At 68.1% G+C, this 20,584-nt stretch carries 19 protein-coding genes; 11 read left to right on the plus strand and 8 right to left on the minus strand.

From position 1 onward, the window contains the following. Positions 1 to 58: 58 nt before the first annotated feature. A complete protein-coding gene (gene rpoD / locus RYM47_RS11230; protein WP_315387945.1) occupies positions 59 to 1,915 on the minus strand; it encodes an RNA polymerase sigma factor RpoD in 1,857 nt (618 codons plus the stop codon). A gap of 90 nt (positions 1,916 to 2,005) precedes the next feature. Beyond that, positions 2,006 to 2,446: a D-aminoacyl-tRNA deacylase gene (gene dtd / locus RYM47_RS11235; RefSeq protein WP_315387946.1), complete on the minus strand. Its 441-nt coding sequence runs from the start codon at positions 2,444 to 2,446 to the stop codon at positions 2,006 to 2,008. A 73-nt stretch (positions 2,447 to 2,519) separates the two neighbouring features. Between dtd and RYM47_RS11240 the strand changes: the two genes are divergently transcribed. The 4 genes from RYM47_RS11240 (at position 2,520) to RYM47_RS11255 (ending at position 6,759) form a co-directional block, all read left to right on the plus strand. Next, a complete protein-coding gene (locus RYM47_RS11240; protein WP_315387948.1) occupies positions 2,520 to 3,437 on the plus strand; it encodes a lauroyl acyltransferase in 918 nt (305 codons plus the stop codon). Between the two features lie 98 nt (positions 3,438 to 3,535). Then, positions 3,536 to 4,651 carry a GTP cyclohydrolase II RibA gene (gene ribA / locus RYM47_RS11245; RefSeq protein ID WP_315387950.1) on the plus strand — a complete coding sequence of 372 codons (1,116 nt, stop codon included), beginning with the start codon at positions 3,536 to 3,538 and terminating at the stop codon, positions 4,649 to 4,651. 87 nt (positions 4,652 to 4,738) lie between these two features. Continuing rightward, positions 4,739 to 5,260, plus strand: a complete 522-nt coding sequence (locus RYM47_RS11250) for a PH domain-containing protein (protein ID WP_315387951.1) — start codon at positions 4,739 to 4,741, stop codon at positions 5,258 to 5,260. Further along, positions 5,257 to 6,759, plus strand: coding sequence for a PH domain-containing protein (locus RYM47_RS11255; RefSeq protein ID WP_315387952.1), 1,503 nt, complete (start codon positions 5,257 to 5,259; stop codon positions 6,757 to 6,759). Before RYM47_RS11250 ends, RYM47_RS11255 begins: the two co-directional genes overlap by 4 nt. Position 6,760: 1 nt before the next feature. Here RYM47_RS11255 and RYM47_RS11260 read toward each other — a convergent pair whose 3' ends face one another. Next, on the minus strand, positions 6,761 to 7,819 hold the full coding sequence (locus tag RYM47_RS11260; RefSeq protein WP_315388073.1) for a CDP-glycerol glycerophosphotransferase family protein: 1,059 nt from the start codon (positions 7,817 to 7,819) through the stop codon (positions 6,761 to 6,763). On the opposite strand from RYM47_RS11260, the gene RYM47_RS11265 reads away from it, so the two are divergent. Beyond that, positions 7,818 to 8,636, plus strand: coding sequence for a glycosyltransferase family 2 protein (locus RYM47_RS11265; protein WP_315387954.1), 819 nt, complete (start codon positions 7,818 to 7,820; stop codon positions 8,634 to 8,636). The two genes, RYM47_RS11260 and RYM47_RS11265, sit on opposite strands and share 2 nt — an antisense overlap. A 44-nt stretch (positions 8,637 to 8,680) precedes the next feature. Further along, on the plus strand, positions 8,681 to 9,817 hold the full coding sequence (locus RYM47_RS11270) for a glycosyltransferase (protein WP_315387955.1): 1,137 nt from the start codon (positions 8,681 to 8,683) through the stop codon (positions 9,815 to 9,817). On the opposite strand, the gene RYM47_RS11275 is transcribed toward RYM47_RS11270, so the two are convergent. From RYM47_RS11275 to def, 5 genes are all read right to left on the minus strand, one after another. Next, entirely contained in the window at positions 9,803 to 11,050 is a 1,248-nt protein-coding gene (locus tag RYM47_RS11275) for an O-antigen ligase family protein (protein ID WP_315387956.1), read from the minus strand. The genes RYM47_RS11270 and RYM47_RS11275 overlap by 15 nt on opposite strands. 112 nt (positions 11,051 to 11,162) lie before the next feature. Next, the gene (locus RYM47_RS11280; protein ID WP_315387958.1) at positions 11,163 to 12,887 is read right to left on the minus strand and encodes a glycosyltransferase family 39 protein; all 1,725 of its coding nucleotides are present in this window, start codon (positions 12,885 to 12,887) and stop codon (positions 11,163 to 11,165) included. Positions 12,888 to 12,911: 24 nt separating this feature from the next. Further along, entirely contained in the window at positions 12,912 to 14,252 is a 1,341-nt protein-coding gene (gene rsmB / locus RYM47_RS11285) for a 16S rRNA (cytosine(967)-C(5))-methyltransferase RsmB (protein ID WP_315387959.1), read from the minus strand. Position 14,253: 1 nt separating this feature from the next. After that, a complete protein-coding gene (gene fmt / locus RYM47_RS11290; RefSeq protein WP_315387960.1) occupies positions 14,254 to 15,177 on the minus strand; it encodes a methionyl-tRNA formyltransferase in 924 nt (307 codons plus the stop codon). A 99-nt stretch (positions 15,178 to 15,276) separates the two neighbouring features. Further along, a complete protein-coding gene (def, locus tag RYM47_RS11295; protein WP_315387962.1) occupies positions 15,277 to 15,789 on the minus strand; it encodes a peptide deformylase in 513 nt (170 codons plus the stop codon). Between the two features lie 125 nt (positions 15,790 to 15,914). Here def and RYM47_RS11300 point away from each other — a divergent pair, with 125 nt between their 5' ends. From RYM47_RS11300 to RYM47_RS11320, 5 genes are all read left to right on the plus strand, one after another. Beyond that, positions 15,915 to 17,048, plus strand: a complete 1,134-nt coding sequence (locus RYM47_RS11300; protein WP_315387963.1) for a LysM peptidoglycan-binding domain-containing protein — start codon at positions 15,915 to 15,917, stop codon at positions 17,046 to 17,048. Positions 17,049 to 17,120: 72 nt separating this feature from the next. After that, positions 17,121 to 18,260: a DNA-processing protein DprA gene (gene dprA, locus RYM47_RS11305; RefSeq protein ID WP_315387965.1), complete on the plus strand. Its 1,140-nt coding sequence runs from the start codon at positions 17,121 to 17,123 to the stop codon at positions 18,258 to 18,260. 42 nt (positions 18,261 to 18,302) lie between these two features. Then, the gene (locus RYM47_RS11310; protein WP_315387966.1) at positions 18,303 to 18,776 is read left to right on the plus strand and encodes a DUF494 family protein; all 474 of its coding nucleotides are present in this window, start codon (positions 18,303 to 18,305) and stop codon (positions 18,774 to 18,776) included. A gap of 39 nt (positions 18,777 to 18,815) precedes the next feature. After that, positions 18,816 to 19,580, plus strand: a complete 765-nt coding sequence (locus RYM47_RS11315) for a pilin (RefSeq protein WP_315387968.1) — start codon at positions 18,816 to 18,818, stop codon at positions 19,578 to 19,580. A gap of 46 nt (positions 19,581 to 19,626) precedes the next feature. Then, a complete protein-coding gene (locus RYM47_RS11320) occupies positions 19,627 to 20,535 on the plus strand; it encodes an RDD family protein (RefSeq protein WP_315387970.1) in 909 nt (302 codons plus the stop codon). The last annotated feature ends 49 nt before the right edge of the window (positions 20,536 to 20,584 follow it).

Here is a 20,584-nt window from a genome sequence, read left to right on the forward strand (position 1 = left end):
TCACCCACAAAAAACCCCGCCGAAGCGGGGTTTTTCGTTCAACGCAACAACGCTGGAATCAATCGATGTCCAGGAAGCTGCGCAGCTGTTCCGAACGGCTCGGGTGACGCAGCTTGCGCAGGGCCTTGGCTTCGATCTGGCGGATGCGCTCGCGGGTGACGTCGAACTGCTTGCCCACTTCCTCGAGGGTGTGGTCGGTGTTCATGTCGATGCCGAAGCGCATGCGCAGCACCTTGGCTTCCCTCGGGGTGAGGCCGGCCAGCACGTCGCGCACGGTTTCAGACAGATTGATGTTGGTGGTGTTCTCGATCGGGGACTCCACGTTGGTGTCCTCGATGAAGTCGCCCAGATGGGAATCCTCGTCGTCGCCGATCGGGGTTTCCATCGAGATCGGCTCCTTGGCGATCTTCATCACCTTGCGGATCTTGTCTTCCGGCATGTCCATTTCCTTGGCCAGCTCCTCCGGCGTAGCCTCGCGGCCGTACTGCTGGAGCATCTGGCGGGAAATGCGATTCAACTTGTTGATCGTCTCGATCATGTGCACCGGAATACGGATGGTGCGCGCCTGGTCGGCAATCGAGCGGGTGATCGCCTGGCGGATCCACCAGGTGGCGTAGGTCGAGAACTTGTAACCGCGGCGGTACTCGAACTTGTCCACCGCCTTCATCAGGCCGATGTTGCCTTCCTGGATCAGGTCCAGGAACTGCAGGCCGCGGTTGGTGTACTTCTTGGCGATCGAGATCACCAGGCGCAGGTTGGCCTCGACCATTTCCTTCTTGGCCTTGCGCGCCTTGGCTTCACCGTAGGCCATGGCACGGCTGATTTCCTTCAGCTCTTCCAGGTCCAGCTGGGTCAGCTTCTCGATGTCGATCGTCGCCTGCTGTTCGGCGATGATCTGGTCCTTCACTTCGCGCAGGGCCGACGACCACTTCTGCTTGCGCTTCAGTGCGTCTTCCACCCACTCCAGGTTGGTCTGGTTGCCTTCCCAGGAACGGATGAAGTCCTTGCGCGGCATGCGTGCAGTGACGGTGGCCAGGTTCAGCACGCGGCGCTCATGGGCCTTGATCGACGCCATGGTGTCGCGCAGCTGCTTGGTCAGCACGTCGGTCAGCGGCAGCGGCAGCTTCAGGGTGACGAACACCGCCGACATCTCTTCGCGCAGGCGCGGCAGGTTCTTCTTGTCGCCCTTGGTCGCGGCCTTCTTGAAAGCATTGAAGGCATCGCTCAGCGCCTGCATGCGCGCAGCGACCTCCTCCGGGTCCGGACCGGTCGGTGCGGCTTCTTCGTCGCCACCCTCGACATCATCGTCCTCGTCCTCGTCGCCTTCGGCGTCGGCATCGTCGCTGTCATCAGTGGCAGCTGCGGCCGGCGCCGGGGCTTCGTCCGTCAGGTCGTTGAAGCCGACGATCACTTCGGCCAGGCGCTTCTTGCCTTCCTTGTGGGCTTCGTAGTCGGTCAGCAGCGACTCGACCGAGACCGGGAACTGGCCCAGGGCGGCCTGGACCTGCGAAAGGCCTTCCTCGATGCGCTTGGCGATGGCGATTTCGCCTTCGCGGGTCAGCAGCTCGACGGTGCCCATTTCGCGCATGTACATGCGCACCGGGTCGGTGGTACGGCCACCTTCGGTGTCGAGCGCGCTCAGTGCGGCGGCGGCTTCTTCGGCCGCGGTGTCATCGACTTCGCGGTTACCGGTGTTGCCGTCGTTGAGAAGCAGGGTTTCCACATCCGGCGCAACTTCATGGACATCAATGCCCATGCCGTTGATCATGCCGATGATGTCTTCGATCTGTTCCGGGTCGACCATGTCGTCCGGCAGATGGTCATTGACTTCGGCGTAGGTCAGGTAGCCCTGTTCCAGGCCCTTGCTGATCAGAAGCTTGATGTCGTTTTGCTGGGCAGGACGTTCGTTGGCCATGTAGTGCTCGCGCCACCGGCAGGGATGAGGAATAGAACCTAGCATTATACCAGCCCAGCGCCCTCTCGCGCCCGGGCGGTGGTCCCGGGGTCAGGGTCTGAGCAGGAAAGTCACTGGACCATCGTTGACCAGGCTGACAACCATATGGGCGCCAAACTGCCCGGTTTCCACCCCCGAAACATGCTTTTGACGACAGATCTCCACCAATCTGTTGAATCCACGTTCAGCCTCGGCAGGGGGCGCGGCGGTGCTGAACCCCGGTCGCATCCCGCTGGAGGTGTCTGCCGCCAGGGTGAACTGGCTGACCAGCAGCAGGCCGCCCCCTGTCTCCCCCAGGGATCGGTTCATTTTTCCGCTGTCATCTGCAAACACACGGTAACCAAGCAGCCGATCGGCCATCCGGGTGATCTGGGCGTCGGTGTCGCCCGGCTCCATGCCGACCAGGGCCAGCAGGCCGGGGCCGATCTGGCCGACCACGGCCCCGTCGACGCTGACGCTGGCCTGGGTAACGCGCTGGATGAGGACAAGCATGGCAGGGGGCATTCCACGGGAGGGGCGGCCTACCTTAGTAGTTGGGCGCGCGCACCGGCTAGACTTTGACGCGATGAAACCGCAAACCACCGCCCGCCTGGCCTACCGCGCCGCTGCCCTGTTCACCCGCCTGCCCTGGTCCTGGCTGCGCGGTTTCGCGCATGCGCTCGCCTGGCTGTGGATCGCCCTGAACGCCCGCGAGAGCCGGGTGACCCGGCGCAACCTGGAGCTGGCCTATCCGGAATTGCCGGCCGACCAGCGCGCGGCCCTGCACAAGGCGGTGCTGCGCTCGACCGCCCTGCAGGCGGTGGAAACCCTGCGCCTGTGGACCCGCCCGCGCGAGCAGAACCTGGCCCTGCTCACCGAGCGGCACGGCGAAGCGCTGTACGACGCGGCCCTGGCCAGCGGCAAGGGCGTGATCGTGGCCGCCCCGCATTACGGCAACTGGGAGCTGCTCAACCAGTGGCTGGCCTCGCGCGGGCCGATCGCCATCGTCTACAAGGCGCCCGATGAAGCCGTGGGCGACGAGTTCCTGCAGCTGGTGCGCGGCGGCAGCAACGTGCAGCAGGTCCGCGCCGAAGGCCCGGCGGTGCGCCAGCTGTTCAAGGTGCTCAAGGAAGGCGGCGCCACCGGGATCCTGCCGGACCAGCAGCCCAAGGCCGGCGACGGCGTGTTCGCGCCGTTCTTCGGGGTGGAAGCGCTGACCATGACCCTGGTCAACCGGCTGGCCGAACGCACCGGCGCCACCGTGCTGTACGGGTGGTGTGAGCGCGTGGGTCCGGGCATGCAGTTCGCGCTGCACATCACCCCGGCCGCGCCGGCAGTGGCCGACCCGGACCCGCGTACCGCCGCCAGTGCGCTGAACGCCGGGATCGAGGCGATTGCCCGCCGCGACCCCGCCCAGTACCAGTGGACCTACAAGCGCTACACGCTGCGCCCGCCACACAGCGATGAAGTTGACCCGTACGCCACCGAGGAACACCCGCACTAGCCGCCCCGCCGATTGCGACGCTGTGTCGCGCCGCGCGCAATTGAATCGGCGCCTTCCGACCCCACTGTGAAACCACGATGTCCCCCACGGCCCCCGCCATGTCCCCAGCTGCACCTTCCCCGTTCGGCGATCCGGCCGCGATCCGCTGCGAGCGCGCGGTGGCCGAACTGCGCGCCGGCCGCCCGGTGGTGATCGACGACAGCCATGGCCAGCGCCTGGCCTTCATCGCCCTGGACAGCAGTACGCGCAGCAGCTACTCCGCCTTTGCCGAGGTCGCCGCCGGGCAGCATTACCTGTTCCTCACCGCCACCCGCGCGCGGGTGCTGGGCGTGGCCGCCGAGCATGGCGCCCGGGTGCCGCTGGCCGGGATCGACTTCGATGCCCTGCCCTCGCTGAGCTACCTGCGCGAACCCGAGCCGATGCCGGCCGGGTGGACGGCCGGCCAGGCACTGGACGACGGTGCGGTGGAGATCGCCCGGCTCGGGCTGCTGCTGCCGGCCATGGTCGGGGTGCTGCTGGCACCCGGCGATGAGCGCTTCGACAGCTGCGCGCAGGTCTCGCTGTGCGACCTGGCCCAGGGCGCCGAGCAGGCTGCCCACGCCTACGAACTGGTGGCACGCTCGCCGGTGCCGCTGCGCGAGGTGGGCATGACCGAATTTGCGGTGTTCCGCGGCGGGGTCGCCCAGCGCGACCAGGTCGCGATAATCGTCGGGTCGCCGGACCTTTCCGGTGTGGTGCCGGTGCGCGTGCATTCTTCGTGCCTCACCGGCGACCTGTTTGGCTCGCTCAAATGCGATTGCGGCGACCAGCTGCGGCGCGGCCTGCGCAAGCTGAAGGAGCTGGGCGGCGGCGTGCTGCTGTACCTGGACCAGGAAGGTCGCGGCACCGGAATCGCAGCGAAGATGCGTGCCTATGGCTACCAGCACGACGGGCTCGACACGATCGACGCCGACGCGCAGCTGGGCTTCGGTGCCGACGAGCGCCGCTACGGCAGCGCGGTGGCGATGCTGCAGGGCCTGGGCGTGCAGCGCATCCAGCTGCTCAGCAACAACCCGACCAAGGCCCAGCGCCTGCGCCATGCCGGCATCGAGGTGGTGGACTGCGTGCCGGTCACCGGCGACATCACCGCCGAGAACGAACATTACCTGCGCACCAAGGCCGAACGCGCCGGCCATATGCTCGATGTGGACGCGCTGATCCAGGCCGCGCAATAGCGCGCGCCAACCTGCTACCGTCGTCGCGACGGGCGCAGCCGACCTGATGCGGACGCCCGGCATGTTTCCTCCTGCCGAGCGCCCGCCTTGTCCGACCTTTCCCCGCCTCCGTTGCCGTTGCCCCAGTCCTTGCCCGAGCAGGGCCACTGGCAGCCCTTGCCTCGACGCGCGGCCACCTTGGCCGGCATTGCCGGTGCGGTCACCGGCGCGATCGTGATCGGCGGTGCACTGGGCACGCTGTGGGTGGTGCTGGACATGCCGATGCGCTGGCTGGGAGCGGTGGCGATGCTGCTCCCCGGCGCGCTGATCGGCGGCTTCTTCGGCTACCGGCGGCAGCGTCGCACCTGGTGGCGGCTGGACGCGCAGGGGCTGGGCGTGCGCCGCGACCTGATGTGGCAGCTGGAAACCCGCGTGCCGCTGTCGCGCGTGCAGCACCTTGACCTGCGCCGGGGGCCGATCGAGCGCACCGCGCAGCTGGCCACGCTGGTGGTGCACACCGCCGGCAGCCGCTTCAGCGCGGTGTCGCTGGGCGGGCTGGACCAGGCCGATGCCGAGCGCCTGCGCGACACGCTGGGCCGGCAGCTGGACCAGGATGACGACGCCCTGTGAGTACCGACCAGCGCCTGCACCCGTGGTCGTGGCTGTTCGTGCTGCTGATGCAGCTGCGCCAGTTCCTGCTGCCATTGGTGGCGCTGGTGGTGTTCGGCAACCGCGGCGACCGCGACGAGATGTGGTCGAACCTGGCCGCGCTGGTGGTGATCGTGGTGCTGGTGGCAGTTTCGATCCTGCAGTACCTGACCTACCACTACCGGATCGGCCGCGATGCGATCAGCGTGCGCAGCGGGGTGATTTCGCGCAACCGCCGCGAGATACCGTTCGCGCGCATCCACAACGTGGTGGTGCACCAGAACCCGCTGCACCGCATGTTCAATGTGGCCGAGCTGCGCCTGGAATCGGCCGGCGGCAATCGACCCGAAGCAGAGATGCGCGTGCTGCGGCTGGACCAGGCCCTGGCGCTCGAGCAACTGGTGCGGCAGCGTGGACAGCAGCCGGTGGCAGCCGCCGAGCCCGGTGCCGAAGCGGCCACCCCACTGCCCGCCGATGACGTGCTGCTGCAGCTGGATACCGCCGACGTGGTCCGGATCGGGCTGTTGTCCGACCGCGGCTGGGTGGTGGTGCTGGCGCTGTTCGGCGCGTCTTACCAGCTGTTCCCGCGCGACACGGTCAATGACGCGATCGAGTATGGCGGCCGCCAGGCCTTCGGCTATGCCAACCACCTGCATCCGGCCACCTGGGTCTGGGTGGTGGCGGCCGTGGTGCTGGTGGTGGGCTTCTGGGTGACGCTACGGGTGTTGTCGGTGGCGATGGCGCTGCTGCGCTACCACGGCTTCCGGCTGACCGAACACGAGCGCCGCCTGACCGTGGCCAGCGGCCTGCTCACGCGCATGCGCACCAGCGTGGCGCGGCGCCGGATCCAGGCCTGGACCCTGCGCGAAAGCGCGCTGCAGCGCTGGTTCAAGCGCCGCCACCTGCGCATCGATATCGCCGCAGGGGTGGCGGCCAATGGCGAACGCCGCGACCTACGCGAGCTGGCGCCGCTGGCCACGCCGCAGGCCTGCGATGCGCTGGTGCAGCACCTGCTGCCGCAGCTGCAATGGCCGCCGTCGCAATGGCACCCGGTACCGCAGCGGGGCTGGTGGCGGTTGTGCCTGCCGGCCCTGGTGATCGTGCCGCTGCTGGCGGCCGGCGCGGTGTGGGAAGTGGGTCCGTGGGGTGCGCTGATACTGGCCTGGCTGCCGTGGTCGGCGTTGCGTGCGCACCGCACGATGGCGCGGATGGGGTACCACCTGGACGCCTGCTACGTGGCGGTACGCGGTGGCTGGTGGCAGCGCTGGTGGCGCTTTGCCGAGCTGGACAAGCTGCAGGCGCTGCGGCTGCAACGCTCACCGCTGGACCGTTGGCTGGGCACCAGCAGCGTGTGGCTGGATACGGCCGGGGCGCACGGCAGCGTGGGCTTGTGCCTGCGGTATCTGCCGGAGGATGAGGCGCGGGCGGTGTTTGAGCGGTTGAACGCGGCGTTTGTGAAGCGGCGCGTGGCCCCCCGCTGAATCACCGCCGCGACGGGCCCCAATAGCCCAGATCCTTGCGGATCTGCAGCCCGCGCGTCCACGCGCCGAACGGCTTGCGCTTCAACACCCCCATTTCGCCCGACAGGAAATCCTCGGTCGCGGCAATCACCCGCTCGCTGGAGCGCCCGTCACGCCACGGGTGGATGTCATCGGCGTAGCGCCTGATCTCGGCCATCAACGCCGGCTCCGGGTGCAGCGCGCGCGCCAGCATCACCTGCAGCTGCGAAGGGTCATCGAAATCGATCATGTGCGGCTGCGGCACCCGGTTGCGGAAGGTCACCACCGGTTTGTGCTGGACCACGAACTCGGACACGATCGAGGAAGTGTCCGAGACCAGCACGTCGGCGGCACGCTGCGCGGCCATGACCTGCTCGGGTTCGATGAACGCCGCGTTCGGGCCGGCCAGCGCGCGATACCGGGCGAACAGCTCCGGCGGGCACTTGGGGTGCAGGGTGAGCAGCCAGTAATGCGCGCCCCCGGCGATGTCCGCGGCGATCTGCTCGAACAGGTGCGGGGCGGCGCTCAGGCGCTCGGTGAAGGTGGACCCGAACAGGATGACCGGCCGGCCCTGCGCGGGTGCGCGCAGCGCGGCGCTTGCACCGGCATCGTCCAGGAAGAGTGGGTCCAGCTTCGGCCAGCCGGTCTCGGCCACCGCGAAGTGACCTTCGCGCGCGGCCAGCTCACGGAACGGCGCGGTGGTCGCCGGGCCTTGCGTGCAGTACAGGTCAAACAACCCGCGTACCCGGAAGTGGCCACGCGCACTGTCGCGCTTCTGTACGTTGAAGCCATGGAAGACCTGTACCTTGGCCCCGGCGATGAACGGCGGCACCCAGTTGGCCGCACTGAACACCGCCCGCGGCCGCAGCGCCAGCGCCTGCTGCAGGCCGACATCGGGCACGCCTGGCAGGCTGGCCCCGGCCGCCCCGTCGGTGAACCATGCCGACACCGATTGGCCCGACGCGTGCAACGCCTGGGCCAACGGGGCGAGAATAGGCAGCGCATAGCGCTCCGTCGCAAACAGCAGGTACTCGGCCATCATGTCCTCCACGACCGCTCCCGTTGAACGGCCTCGCATTTCGGCCTGCATTATCGCGTTCAATGAAGCCGACCGCATCGGCGACTGCCTGGCCTCGCTGGCCTTCTGCGACGAGGTGATCGTCGTGGACTCGTATTCCACCGATGCCACCGTGGCCATTGCCACCGCGGCCGGGGCGCGGGTGCTGCAGCGACCGTTCGACGGTTTCCGCAGCCAGAAGGCGTTCTGCGTGGAGCAGGCCACGCACGACTGGGTGCTGTGCCTGGACGCCGACGAGCGGGTCAGCGACACCCTGCGCGAGGCGATACAGGCGGCGCAGGCCATCGGTTTCGCTGGCCACCACGGTTACCGCTTCGCGCGCCTGTCCGAATACTTCGGCAAATTCCTGCGCCACGGCAATGCCTACCCGGACCGGGTGCTGCGCCTGTTCGACCGCCGCCACGGTGGCTGGCGCGGCAAGCGCGAGATCCACGAGGCAGCCAGCGTCGACGGCAGCGTCGGCGCCCTGCGGGGTGACCTCATCCACTACCCCTACCGTTCGCTGGAACAGCAGCTGGCCAAGACCCAGCGCTATGCGCGGATGATGGCCGAACACGAGTTCGCACGCGGCAAGCGCGCCACCCTGGCCAAACTGGTGCTGGCGCCCACCTGGCGGTTCTGGCGCGGGCTGCTGCTGCGCGGCGGCTTCCGCGACGGTTGGCACGGGCTGGTCTACGCCTACGTGCGGGCCAATTACGTGCGTCAGAAGACCATCATGCTGTGGATGCTGCAGAACGGTCAGCCGGTGGCCGACCCGCCACGGGGCAGCGACGCGACCTGAACACGGGTATGTCAGACTTTGCGGGCGTATCACCGAAGGCCCCCATGAAGATCCTGTACACCAACTTCCATGCCGGCGACGGCGGCGGACATACCACTTACCTTGCGTCGCTGGCACGCGCGCTGTCGCCCCGCCACCAGTTGTTCATGGCGGCCCCGGCCGACAGCCGGGTGCTGCGCGTTGTCCGGCAGGAACGCATTGCCGAGCCGGTGGAGATCGCCTTCAGCAGCGGCCTGCCCGCCTTGGGGCGGCAGTGGGCAGACCTGCGCACCCTGCGCGGGTTGATCACCACCCACGGCATCGACATCGTGCACGCCAACGGCGCGCGCGACCACCGCGTGGCGATGGAAGCGGTGGCGGGCCTGTCCAGGCGGCCGAAGCTGGTGTTCACCAAGCACAACAGCAAACCCAGCAACACGCTGGGCAACACGGTGCGAGCGCGATGGGGCACCGACCGGGTCATCGCAGTGTCGGCGCACACCCGCCAGATGCTGCTCGACAGCCCCTATCGCCACTGCCCGATCGACGTGGTCCGCAACGGCGTGGACCTGCAGCGCTTTTCGCCGGTCAGCCCCAGTGAAGGCGCCGCGCTGCGCGCGCGCTGGACGCACGATCCCGAGGCGTTGGTGCTGGTCAGCAACGCCGGCACCGACGACCACAAGGGTTGGATCGACCTGGCCCGCGCCATCGCCACCCTGCCCGTGCCGATCCGTGGCAAGGTGCACATGGCCGTGGCCGGACGCGATCCGGATCCGCGCCTGGTAGCTGAAGTGGCTCAGCTGGGGCTGGGCGCGCAGGTGCATTTCGCTGGCCTGCTGGACGACATCCGTCCGTTCGTGGCCAGCGGCGACGCCGGATTCGTACTGTCCTGGGACATCGAAACCATCTCTTTCGCCTGCCGCGAAATGATGGCGATGGGCAAACCGGTGATGGTCAGCGACTACGCGGGCCTGCCGGAGAACATCAACCACGGCCAGGATGGCTGGATCGTCCCGGTGCGGAACGTCGCGGCGATCGCCGCGCAGGTGGAGGCGATGTACGCCATGCGCAGCACCTTGCCAGCGGTCGGCCAAGCAGCGCGTGCGCACGCGGAGCAGGCCTTCGGGCTGGAGACCTTCAGCCGCCTGACCGAAGCAAGCTATGCCGCAGTGCTGGGCGAACCGGCTTCACCCGTTCGCTGAGCGCAGCCGCAGCGGGTCGGAAAGGGCCAGGAAGCAGGCAATCCAGGTCGCATAGAACGACGCGGTGCGCATGTCGCGGAACATCATTTCGGTGATCCCGAACACGGCAAAGCCCACGCAGATCATCAGCCCCGCGCCGGCGAACAGCCGCGTGGGGCGGTCGGTCATGTCCAGCCGCAGGCGCCGCGCGAACAGCCAGCCCGGCGCGATGTAGAGCAGGACCAGGCCCAGCCCACCCAGCACGCCGTAGGTCGCCAGGAAGTACAACAGGTCGTTGTGGGTTTCGCCGAAATCACGCGCCACCGTCGGCGTCACCTGTTTGGCATCGGCCAGCTTGGCGAGTTCTTCGCGGAAGCGGTCGCCGCCACCCACGCCGAACACCGGTTCGCTGCGGATCATGTGCCCGGCCGCGCTCCACAGCTGCAGGCGGATGCACACCGAGGTATCGGAAAGATGCGCTACCTGGCACTGATCGAATTCGCTCACGCCCAGGTGGATGCGCTGGCGCATCGACGCATCGCTGGCCACGATGAGGCCCGCCGTGCCCAGCAGCAGCGCCGCCGCCAGCAGCTTCAGGCGATTCATGCGTCGGCCCTGCACCAGCATGGCGATGAACAGGAAACAGGGGATCGCCAGCAGGCCACCGCGGGTCTGCGTGGCCAGGAACGCACCGACACCGGCGATGCCGCTGACCAGCTTCAGGGCGAACTCGATGCGGCGGAAACGGGTGATGCGCAGGCCCAGCAGCAGGAACGCGATCATCGAGAACAGCAGGGTCAGGTCGCCGTAGGTCACCGCATTGAACTGCCGGGTGGCCGGCCGCTCGCCGGTACTCAGCACCAGCCAGGTTACGTTGATCACCGCGTACCAGATCCCACCCAGCAGGCCGAGCGTGGCGTGCGCCAGGATGTGGCGTGGCACCCGCAGCGCGGCGGCCAGGATCAGCCCGACGGTGAGGAAGCGCACCGCCTTCTCGACTTCCGACCCCTTCCAGATGCCATGCATCACCAGGCTGGTCAGCACTCCGACCAGCAGTACCGCCATGCCGGACACCATCCACAGGTATTCGCGGCGGTTGTCGCACCACGTGGCGCCTTGGGCCGGACGGCGCACCCACGCCAGCACGATGAAGCTGAGCAGTACCAGTCCGTAGTAACCCGCACTGCCACCGTCCATGGTCGACATCAGCAGCACCGGCGAAAGGCCAAGTGCCACCGTGAACACCCAGGCCATTACGGGGTGCATGCCGGCAGGACGGGAAAGCGCGTGGTTCACGTTCGGGGCGAGTTGGGCTGAGCGGTCGGCATTGTGGCTGATCGGTCGGGAATGATCCATGAGCGGGCGGCTATTCCTCGCCGTCTTCCTTGCCCTGCTCCCGACGGATCCGGGCCAGGTCTACCGCACTGGGTTGGCAGGGTCCCGCGAAGGCCTGTGCCGGCACCAGCCACCAACCGCGCCGGTTGGCCACGCCCACCCGTTCGGCCTGGTCGCGGTCCACGCATTCCAGCAGTGCCGCCTGCTGCACCAGCAACCAGCGACGCTCGGGGGCCTGGGCCTGCCACTCCCTGCCGTCCTGCAACTGCAGGTACCAGCGTCGCTTGAAGCCGAAGGTGCGGACCGGGCGGTCGGACATGAGCAGGTTCTGCTCCTTCCAGCCAACCAGCGCCAGCTCGGCGTCCGGCCCGATCCGTTCGCCTACGTCGCGCATCAGGCCGCGTGCGGAGCTGGAATCGTTGAACAACGGATAGCCCACCAGGCCGTAAGCGACCCAGGCCATGGCCAGGATCGACATCACCGCCAGGTGGAAGCGGCGCGGCCCGGTGAACAACAGACTGACCACGCCCCAGCTGCCCAGCGCGATGCCGACCCAGCCCAGCGCAGCGGTCACCGACGCATCGATGCCCCGTTCCAGGATCAGTCGGCGCTCGAAGCCCGGCTCACCGCCCAGCATGGCCACGCCCACCCCCAGCAGCGCCACGGTCAGCAGCGCGGCAAACCCGCCCAGCACCCACTGCACGTCACGCCGGCGCAGCAGGCCCGGCAACAGCGGCGCCAGCGCCAGGCAGAAGATCGGCAGCGCCGGCAGGATGTAGACGTCGCGCTTGCCGTGCGGAATCGAGAAGAACAGCACGATCAGCAGCCACCAACCCAGCAGCAGCAGGTAGCGCGGATCGCGCCGGCGCAGCCGCCGCCACCAGGCCGGAATCGCCCAGGGCACCAGCAGGAATGCCGGGATCCACATCGACGGCATGGTGGCCAGGAAGTACCACCACGGCTGGTGGTGGTCCCAGGACTGTGCATAGCGTTTGGCCGTCTGCCGGAACAGGATGTCGTTCATGTACGCGCGGTACTCGGCCGAACCGCTGCCGGTGGCGGCCAACACCATCGGCACCAGCCACAGCGCCACGGCTGCCGCGAAGGCCACCGGACCCAGCCAGAACCGCCAGTCGCGCAGGTCCAGCCGTACCCGCGGCCATCCCAACGCCACTGCGACCAGCGCCGGCACCAGCATGAACAGGGCCAGCACGCCGACGCCCTTGGTGATGACGCCCAACCCGGCTGCGAACCAGCCCAGCCACCACCAGCGCCAGGCGGGTCCGCACAGCAGGTGGCGCAGCAACCCGTAGTTGGCAACGGTGATGAAGAACACCACCAACGGGTCGATCTGCGCCTTCTTGGCCTGGAAGGTGAAATGCACCGCAAACAGCAGTGCCCAGGCCGCGTACAGGCCCACCTTGCGGGTCCACAGCCGGCGACCCAGGTCGTACACGCAGGCCAAGGTCCCCAGCGACGCCAGCAGGGTGGGCAGCAGGAACGCCACCCGCCAGTCGCGCAGCAGCGTGTACAGGGTGGCCTGCAGCCACATCAGCATCGGCGGCTTGTCCGAATAAAGCTCGGTGCCGCGGTGCGGGAACAGCCAGTCCCCGCTCAACACCATCTGTTTGGCCACCAGCGCAAAGCGCGGCTCGTCCGACGGCCACGGGTCGCGCATGCCCAGTCCGGCCCCCAGAACCAGCAGGGCCGTCAGCGCAAGCAACCAGAAATCGCGGGATTGGCGTGTCTTCAACATGGCCGCGATTCTACCCGTGCCGTGTTACCCCTTCTTCAGCAGGCGCGCATAGAAAAAGCCGTCGGCACCGTGTTCGCCGGGCAGACGCTGTCGCCCTGCCCACGAGTCATGGCCGAAAGCGTCACCCGGTGGCAGGAATCCCGCGCGCGGCGTGCGCTGCAGGAAGGACTCGACCTGGAACTGGTTTTCTTCGCGCAGGATCGAGCATGTCGCGTACAACAGGGTGCCGCCGGGAGCGAGCATGCCGAAGCAGGCATCCAGCAGGCGGGCCTGCAGCGCGACCAGTGTCGGGATGTCGGTGGCGCGGCGGTGCAGCAGCACGTCCGGTTGGCGGCGGATGATGCCGGTGGCCGAGCATGGGGCATCGAGCAGGATCACGTCGAACGGCTCGCCGTCCCACCAGCTCGCCGGGTCGGTGGCATCGGCCGCCCGTACCTGGGCGTGTTCGCCCACGCCGGTGCGGGCGAAGGTCTCGCTGATGCGCTTGAGCCGGCGCGCATCGATATCCAGCGCCAGCAGGCGGAGGGTGGGATCGCGTTCGAGCAGGTGTGCGGACTTGCCGCCCGGCGCTGCGCAGGCGTCCAGCACGCGGGCGCCGGGGCGCGGAGCGAGTGCATCGGCCACCTGCTGCGCAGAGAGGTCCTGCACCGACAGCGCGCCTTCGCTGAAGCCGGGCAGCGCGGTCACCGCCACCGGCACCGGCAGGCGGATCGCATCAACACCCAGGTCGGTGGCTTCAGCCGCGATGCCGGCCGCTTCCAAGCGCTCCAGCATCGCTGCGCGGTCGCCCTGCTGGCGGTTCACCCGCAGCCACAACGGCGCAGGGGTCAGGCTTTCGCTGAAAATCGCCTCGGCCTGGTCGGGCCAGTCCTGTTCGATCTGCTCGGCCAGCCACTTGGGGAAGGCTTCTCGGGCCGGCACGGCAGGAATGCCATCGCGCTGGGCCCGGCGCAGCAGGGCGTTGACCATGCCCGCTTGGCGCTCGCGGCCGAGCGCGCGCGCAGCCTCGACCGTGGCCGACAACGCGGCGTGCGCCGGCAGGTCCAGCGCGTCCAGCTGCGCGAAGCCGACCAGCAGCAGCGCGCGCAGCTCTTCATCGCGCGCACCCAACGGACGCTGCATCCACTGCGCCAGTGCGGCGTCATAGGCGGTACGCCGGCGCAGCACCGCAAAGCACAGCGCTTCGAGCAGCGCGCGGTCGCGGCTGTCGTCCAGGCTGGGCAATGCGGTGGTGAGTTCGGCCTTGAGCGAACGACCGCGGCCGATCACCTGGGCCAGCACGCGCGCGGCCAACACCCGGGTTGGAACGCCCGGGGCCATCGACGACAGCTGCGGGGACGGTTTGCTCTGGCGGGGATGCGCCATTTCAGCCCCCTGCGACCAGGTCGCGACGCGCGTTGAGGTAGTCGGCGGCGGTGATCGCCTTGCCGCCCTCGCGTTGCAGCACGCGCAGGCGCAGTGCGCCCTGGCCACAGGCGATGTCGATGCCCTCGCGGCCGGCCGCCAGCAGGGTGCCCGGCGCCTTGCCCTGGTTGTCGGCCAGCGCCAGCGCACCATGGATGCGCACGCGTTCGCCCGCCAGCTGCGCTTCGGCGATCGGCCAGGGATTGAACGCACGCACGGTCCGTTCCAGCACCTGTGCATCCTCGGACCAGTCCAGCCGGGCCTCGGCCTTGTCCAGCTTGTGCGCGTAGGTCACGCCCTGCGCCGGCTGTGGCTGTGCGATCGGCTTCAGCCCGGCGCGCAGCAGGCCCAGGCCATCGGACAGGACCTGCGCGCCCAGCTCGGCGAGGCGATCGTGCAGCGAGCCGCCCAGCTCACCGGCCTGGATCGGGGTGTGCTGGCGCAGCAGCACCGGGCCGGTGTCCAGCCCGGCTTCCATCTGCATCAGGCACACGCCGGTTTCGGCGTCGCCGGCCTGGATCGCGCGCTGGATCGGCGCGGCGCCGCGCCAGCGCGGCAGCAGCGAGGCGTGCACGTTCCAGCAGCCATGGGTAGGGATGGCCAGCACGGCCTTGGGCAGGATCAGCCCGTAGGCCACCACCACCATCAGGTCCGGCTGCAGGTCACGCAGCTGCTGCTGGGCTTCCGGCGTCTTCAAAGACTCGGGCTGGAACACCGGAATGCCCCGGGCGATCGCCTCCAGCTTCACCGGCGAGGGCATCAGCCCACGTCCGCGGCCGGCCGGCCGGTCCGGCTGGGTGTACACGCCCACCACCTCGTGGTGGCGCGCGGCAGCGCGCAGCGACGACACGGCGAACTCAGGCGTACCGGCAAAGACAATCTTCATGGCGCTCCCACTTGCAGAAAGAAAAACGGCGCCGGAGGCCGGCGCCGAACAACCGGTCGCGGAGCGCGGTCTGGCCGCGCCACCACGTCCGTGGCCAGGTCAGGCAACGTGCTTGCGCTGCTTGGCCAGCTTCTTGCGGACCATTTCGCGCTTGAGCGGCGAGAGGTAGTCGATGAACAGCTTGCCGTCCAGGTGGTCCATCTCATGCTGCACGCAGACCGCCAGCAGACCATCGGTGGTCAGCTCCTGGGCCGCCCCCTGGCGGTCAAGGAAGCGCACGGTGATGCTGTCGGCACGGGTCACGTCGGCAAAGATCCCGGGGACCGACAGGCACCCTTCCTGGTAGACCTTCCCGCCTTCGCTGGCGGCGATCTCCGGGTTGATGAACACCAGCGGAGTGTTCTTCTCCTCGCTGACGTCGATCACCATGAAGCGCTTGTGGACATCGACCTGCGACGCGGCAAGGCCGATGCCCGGCGCCTCGTACATGGTCTGGAACATGTTGTCGATCAGTTCCTGGAAGGCCGGGGTGGTCACCTCGGCGGCGTCGATCTGCGCGGCTTTGGTGCGCAGGCGCGGGTCCGGGAACTCAAGAATGGGCAGGAGAGCCATGGCAAATACCGTTTGGGGGCGCCCTTAAAGCGGCGTACGTCGCAATTCTATCGCCAACGCTTGCCTTGCGCCCCGGTTTCTGGACTATAGTGCTCGAACCTGTTGGGGAATCAGGCACCACACCTATGTTTGAAAAGACTCGTACGGTCGTCGCCGTCGCGATGCTGACCGTCGCTACCTATGCTACCGCCGTTGAAGTGAATGGCGGGCACCCGGAAACCTACGTCGTCCAGAAGGGCGATACCTTGTGGGACATTTCCGCGCGCTTCCTTAAAAAGCCGTGGCTGTGGCCGGAAATCTGGCAGGCCAACCCGCAGGTCAAGAACCCGCACCTGATCTACCCGGGCGACGTCCTGAGCCTGGCCTACCTGGACCGCGTCGTGGCCCAGCCCGGCCCGCGCCAGGAAGCGCCGATCAACGCCATCCCGCTGAGCCAGGTCGAGCCGTTCCTGAAGCAGCTCAGCGTGGTCGACGAGATCGCGTCGCTGCCCTACGTGGTGGCCCTGGAAGACAACCGCCTGCGCGCCACCACCGGCCAGCTCGCCTACGTGCGCGGCCTGGACGGCGCGGCCGTCGGCCAGCGCTGGGCCGTGGTCCGCCCGACCGTGCGCTTCTCGCTGCCCAAGCCGACCGAGGACCTGACCGCCAATGGCAAGGTCACCCCCGGCAGTGGCAACCTGTGGGCGAACTTCGTCGCAGAACCCAGCAAGCGCAACGAGATGCTGGGCTACGAGCTGTCCCAGCTGAACGTGGGCACCGTGACCAAGCTGCCGGACGACAGGTCGGATGTGACCACGCTGGCGCTGCAGGGTCGGGTCGACGGGCGTGAAGTCCGCGCCGGCGACCGTCTGGTGCCGGTGGAAGCCACGCCGTACGACCTGCAGTTCGTACCGCACGCCCCCGCTGCCCAGACCGAAGGCCTGGACATGCGCGTGCTGGCGGTGACCGACATGTACCTGTCGGGCGGTCCGCGCGATGTCATCGCGATCTCGGCCGGCAGCGCCAACGGCATCGACAACGGCACCGTGGTCTCGCTGTGGCGCCAGGGGCGGCATGTGGCCCACCGCATGAAGTACCCGGGCTCCTCGCGCATGGACGACTCGCTCACCGACGGCGCCGGCCGCGTTTCGCTGCCGGACGAGTACGCCGCCCACGCGATGGTGTTCCGCACCTTCGACAAGGTCAGCTACGCGCTGGTGATGCAGGGCGTGAAGCCGGTGCTGGTCGGGTATTCGGCCAAGCATCCCGACGCGCAGTAACCGCAAAACCTGACGCATCAACACGACGGCGCCCGAGGGCGCCGTCGTCGTCTGCGGGGCTAGCCTGACGGGATGTCCCAGACGCCCCTCTCATCCACCGAGGCGCTGCTGCGCCTGGTCCTGGCCGGCGGCGCCATCGCGCCGCGCCGTATCCTGCTTGCCCGCTTCGAGACCCCTGCCGATGCCCTGCGCAGCGGCCCGGCGGCGTGGCGCGCGGCCGGCTGCAGCGCCGAGCAGCGGGCCAGGCTGGCCCTGCCGGACCCCGATGCGCTCGCCCATGGCCTGCGCTGGCTGGAGCGATCCGGCCGACACCTGCTCCCGGTCGGGGACACCGACTACCCACCCCTTCTGGCGGAACTGGAAACCGCGCCGCTCGCGCTGTTCATCCACGGCGATCCGACTGCGCTGTGGCATCCGGGGGTGGCCGTGGTGGGCAGCCGCACCCCGTCACCCACGGGCGGCGAGCTTGCTGCGGAGTTTGCAACCGCCCTGGCCCGTAGTGGCCTGACGGTGGTCAGCGGATTGGCGGCCGGGGTCGACGCGCGCGCCCACCTGGGCGCGCTGGACGTTGCCGACGGACGCACCGTGGCCGTGGTCGCAACCGGCCTGGACCTGGCCTTCCCGCCGCGCAACACCGCGTTGCAGGCCCGCATTGCCGAGCGCGGCGCCGTGGTCAGCGAGTACCCGCCGGGTACTGCAGCTCGCGCCGGGCAGTTTCCCGCCCGCAACCGGATCGTGGCCGCACTGTCGCTGGGCACGCTGGTCATCGAGGCGGCCCTGCGCTCCGGGGCGCTGATCACGGCGCGGCTGGCCGCCGAGGCCGGGCGTGAGGTATTCGCCCTGCCCGGCTCGGTGCGCAACCCCCGGGCCCGGGGCTGCCATCGGCTGATCCGCGACGGCGCCCAGCTGGTCGAGACCCCGGCCGAGGTGGTTGCCGGGCTCAGCGGGGCGGCGGCGCGGCTGGGCCAGGCCTTGCGTTCGCGCCTGGACGCCCCCACTGAACAGGCACGGCCCACGGTGCCCACCCCCTCCCCCGCTCTCCCACCCGACTACCAGCGCTTGTGGAAAGTGCTGGATGAGAACCCAACGGGTATGGATTCATTGATCCAGCGCAGCGGATTGACGGCGACCCAGCTGTCGGCCATGCTGCTGATCATGGAACTGGATGGAAAGGTGGTTGCCACCCATGGCCGCTACTGTCGAAAACCCTAGTTTCTTCACCTCCACAGCGTCGTTGACGCAGGCCGAGGGGCAATGAAAGAGAGCATTCTGGACGTCCTGCTGTACCTGTTTGAACACTATTTCAGCGAAGACGCGGACATCGTCCGCGACCGCGATACCCTCCAGAACAGCCTGATACAGGCCGGTTTCAGCCCCGCCGAGATCAACAAGGCCTTCGACTGGCTCGACGCCCTCGCCGAGCAGCGGCCCGCCGTGAGCGTGGCCCGGGTCGACGGCCCGGTCCGCATTTTCCATGGCCCGGAGCTGGACAAGCTCGACGTGGAAGGCCGCGGCTTCCTGATGTTCCTGGAACAGCACGGCATCCTGGACGCCAACCAGCGCGAGCTGGTGCTCGACCGTGCCATGGCCCTGGACCAGGACGATCTGGACCTGGATGACCTCAAGTGGGTGGTGCTGATGGTGCTGTTCAACCAGCCCGGCGCCGAAGCCGCCTACGCCTGGATGGAAACCCAGATGTTCGTGGACGAACCGGAACCCCTTCACTGACCGTACACTGGGTGCTTCGCGCATTCAGGGGAATGGAAAGTGAGCCAGTGGTTCTATGCAGAAGGGAATCGTCAGCAGCGTGGTCCGCTGACGTCTGAAGAGTTGGTTGCGAAGTACACCGCCGGCGACGTTGCGCTGGACACCCTCGTCTGGCGCGACGGGTTGCCCCAGTGGCAGCCCCTGCGCAGCGTGGCTGACGAAATAGGGCTGGTGATTGCGCCGCCTCCGATGGCCGGACCCGACATGGGTGGTCCGCGACTGGAGCAGGTCGTGCCCAGCCCGCCGCGCATTCCCGGATTCGATTCTCCTTCCCCCCACACCGCCGTACCGGGCCCGGCGCCGTCCTACGTGCGCGCTGCGCCGCCGCCGAAGAAGACCTCCGGCTGCCTGGTTATCGGGCTGGTGGTGGGCGTCGGGTTCCTGGTGGTGATGGGCATCCTCGCCGCCATCGCGGTTCCCGCCTACAACGACTACCTGCATCGCGCCAAAGTGGCCAATGCCGTCGGCATCGTGTCGCAGTTGAAGTACCAGGTGAACGAGTTCGTTCTGAACACCGACCGCTGCCCGGTCAATGACGACGAGGGCTTCAAAAGCCCGAGCTCCTACGCGGCCGATTACGTCGGCGCGGTGCGGATCGGCCGCTTCGGCGAAGGCAAATGTGGCATCGAAATGGAGTTTTCAGTGCCCGGCAAGCGCGCGCTGGATGGCAAGATGCTCTGGTTCGAGTACGACATGCAGAGCCAGGAGTGGACCTGCAGCAGCGATCTCGACGCCAAGTACGCGCCGGCGCAGTGCCGCGGCTGAGCGGCAACGTCAAGTTTACGGATGAATCCAGAAGGGGAAGTACGCAATGACTGAGTGGTATTACGCCGATGGCCAGGAGCGCCAGGGTCCGTTGATGGCCGAAGATCTTCGCCAACGCTTCCAGCGTGGGGAGATCAGCCTGACCACGCTGGTCTGGCGCGAGGGCTATGCCGCGTGGAAGCCGGTGTCCGAAGCGGTGGAGGAGCTGCAACTGCAGAACCTGACCAGCGCGGCCGAAAATCTGGGCAGCGGTTTCGACCTGCGCGGGGACTACACGGCCATCGACAACGGCACCGCTCCCCTTCCCGGTACCGGTGGCGGCACCTTCTCGCCGTACACCGCGCCCAGCGCCACCGGCAGCTACGGAGCAGCCGTGGTCAGTGGCGGCGAGGTGGTGTATGCCGGGTTCTGGAAGCGCTACGCAGCGTACTTCCTGGACTCGATCGTGGTCGGCATCATCAACATCCCGGTCAGCCTGATATTCAACCTGATCGGCGCGGCCAGCGGCAATGAAACGCTGGCGGTGGCGCTGAGCATGGTGGCGATGCTGGGCGGCTTCGTGATCGGCATCGGCTATTACGCCGGCTTCCACGCCTCGCGGGGCGGCGCCACCCTGGGCAAGATGGCGGTGGGTATCAAGGTGGTGCGCAGCGACGGCGAACGGATCACCTTCATGCGCGGCGTGGGTCGGTACTTCGGATTCATCCTGAGCAGCCTGACCCTGTTCATCGGCTTCATCATGGCCGCCTTCACCGAGCGCAAGCAGGCCCTGCACGACATGCTGTGCGACACCCTGGTGGTGGACAAGTGGGCGTTCACTGAAAACGCCGAGTTCCAGGAGCGCGGCCTGGGCACGGTCACCATCGTGATCCTGGTCATCAGCGGCATCCTGACCGTGGCCATGATCGGGCTGATGATCGCGATGTTCGGGGTGATTGCCTCGTCCATGTCCTGACCGGCCCTCACACCGGGCCGCTTGACACAGGCAGGCCTGGCGTGATTCC

It is taken from the genome of uncultured Stenotrophomonas sp. (assembly GCF_963519125.1).
In the GTDB taxonomy this organism is placed as follows: Bacteria; Pseudomonadota; Gammaproteobacteria; order Xanthomonadales; family Xanthomonadaceae; genus Stenotrophomonas.

Bases quoted from the DNA above. Each gene is read 5' to 3' on its own strand.
- rpoD (WP_315387945.1), bottom strand. From the start codon at position 1,915: ATGGCCAACGAACGTCCTGCCCAGCAAAACGACATCAAGCTTCTGATC.
- dtd (WP_315387946.1), bottom strand. From the start codon at position 2,446: ATGCTTGTCCTCATCCAGCGCGTTACCCAGGCCAGCGTCAGCGTCGAC.
- RYM47_RS11240 (WP_315387948.1), top strand. From the start codon at position 2,520: ATGAAACCGCAAACCACCGCCCGCCTGGCCTACCGCGCCGCTGCCCTG.
- ribA (WP_315387950.1), top strand. From the start codon at position 3,536: ATGTCCCCAGCTGCACCTTCCCCGTTCGGCGATCCGGCCGCGATCCGC.
- RYM47_RS11265 (WP_315387954.1), top strand. From the start codon at position 7,818: ATGTCCTCCACGACCGCTCCCGTTGAACGGCCTCGCATTTCGGCCTGC.
- RYM47_RS11260 (WP_315388073.1), bottom strand. From the start codon at position 7,819: ATGATGGCCGAGTACCTGCTGTTTGCGACGGAGCGCTATGCGCTGCCT.
- RYM47_RS11270 (WP_315387955.1), top strand. From the start codon at position 8,681: ATGAAGATCCTGTACACCAACTTCCATGCCGGCGACGGCGGCGGACAT.
- RYM47_RS11275 (WP_315387956.1), bottom strand. From the start codon at position 11,050: ATGGCCTGGGTGTTCACGGTGGCACTTGGCCTTTCGCCGGTGCTGCTG.
- RYM47_RS11280 (WP_315387958.1), bottom strand. From the start codon at position 12,887: ATGTTGAAGACACGCCAATCCCGCGATTTCTGGTTGCTTGCGCTGACG.
- rsmB (WP_315387959.1), bottom strand. From the start codon at position 14,252: ATGGCGCATCCCCGCCAGAGCAAACCGTCCCCGCAGCTGTCGTCGATG.
- fmt (WP_315387960.1), bottom strand. From the start codon at position 15,177: ATGAAGATTGTCTTTGCCGGTACGCCTGAGTTCGCCGTGTCGTCGCTG.
- def (WP_315387962.1), bottom strand. From the start codon at position 15,789: ATGGCTCTCCTGCCCATTCTTGAGTTCCCGGACCCGCGCCTGCGCACC.
- RYM47_RS11300 (WP_315387963.1), top strand. From the start codon at position 15,915: ATGTTTGAAAAGACTCGTACGGTCGTCGCCGTCGCGATGCTGACCGTC.
- dprA (WP_315387965.1), top strand. From the start codon at position 17,121: ATGTCCCAGACGCCCCTCTCATCCACCGAGGCGCTGCTGCGCCTGGTC.
- RYM47_RS11310 (WP_315387966.1), top strand. From the start codon at position 18,303: ATGAAAGAGAGCATTCTGGACGTCCTGCTGTACCTGTTTGAACACTAT.
- RYM47_RS11320 (WP_315387970.1), top strand. From the start codon at position 19,627: ATGACTGAGTGGTATTACGCCGATGGCCAGGAGCGCCAGGGTCCGTTG.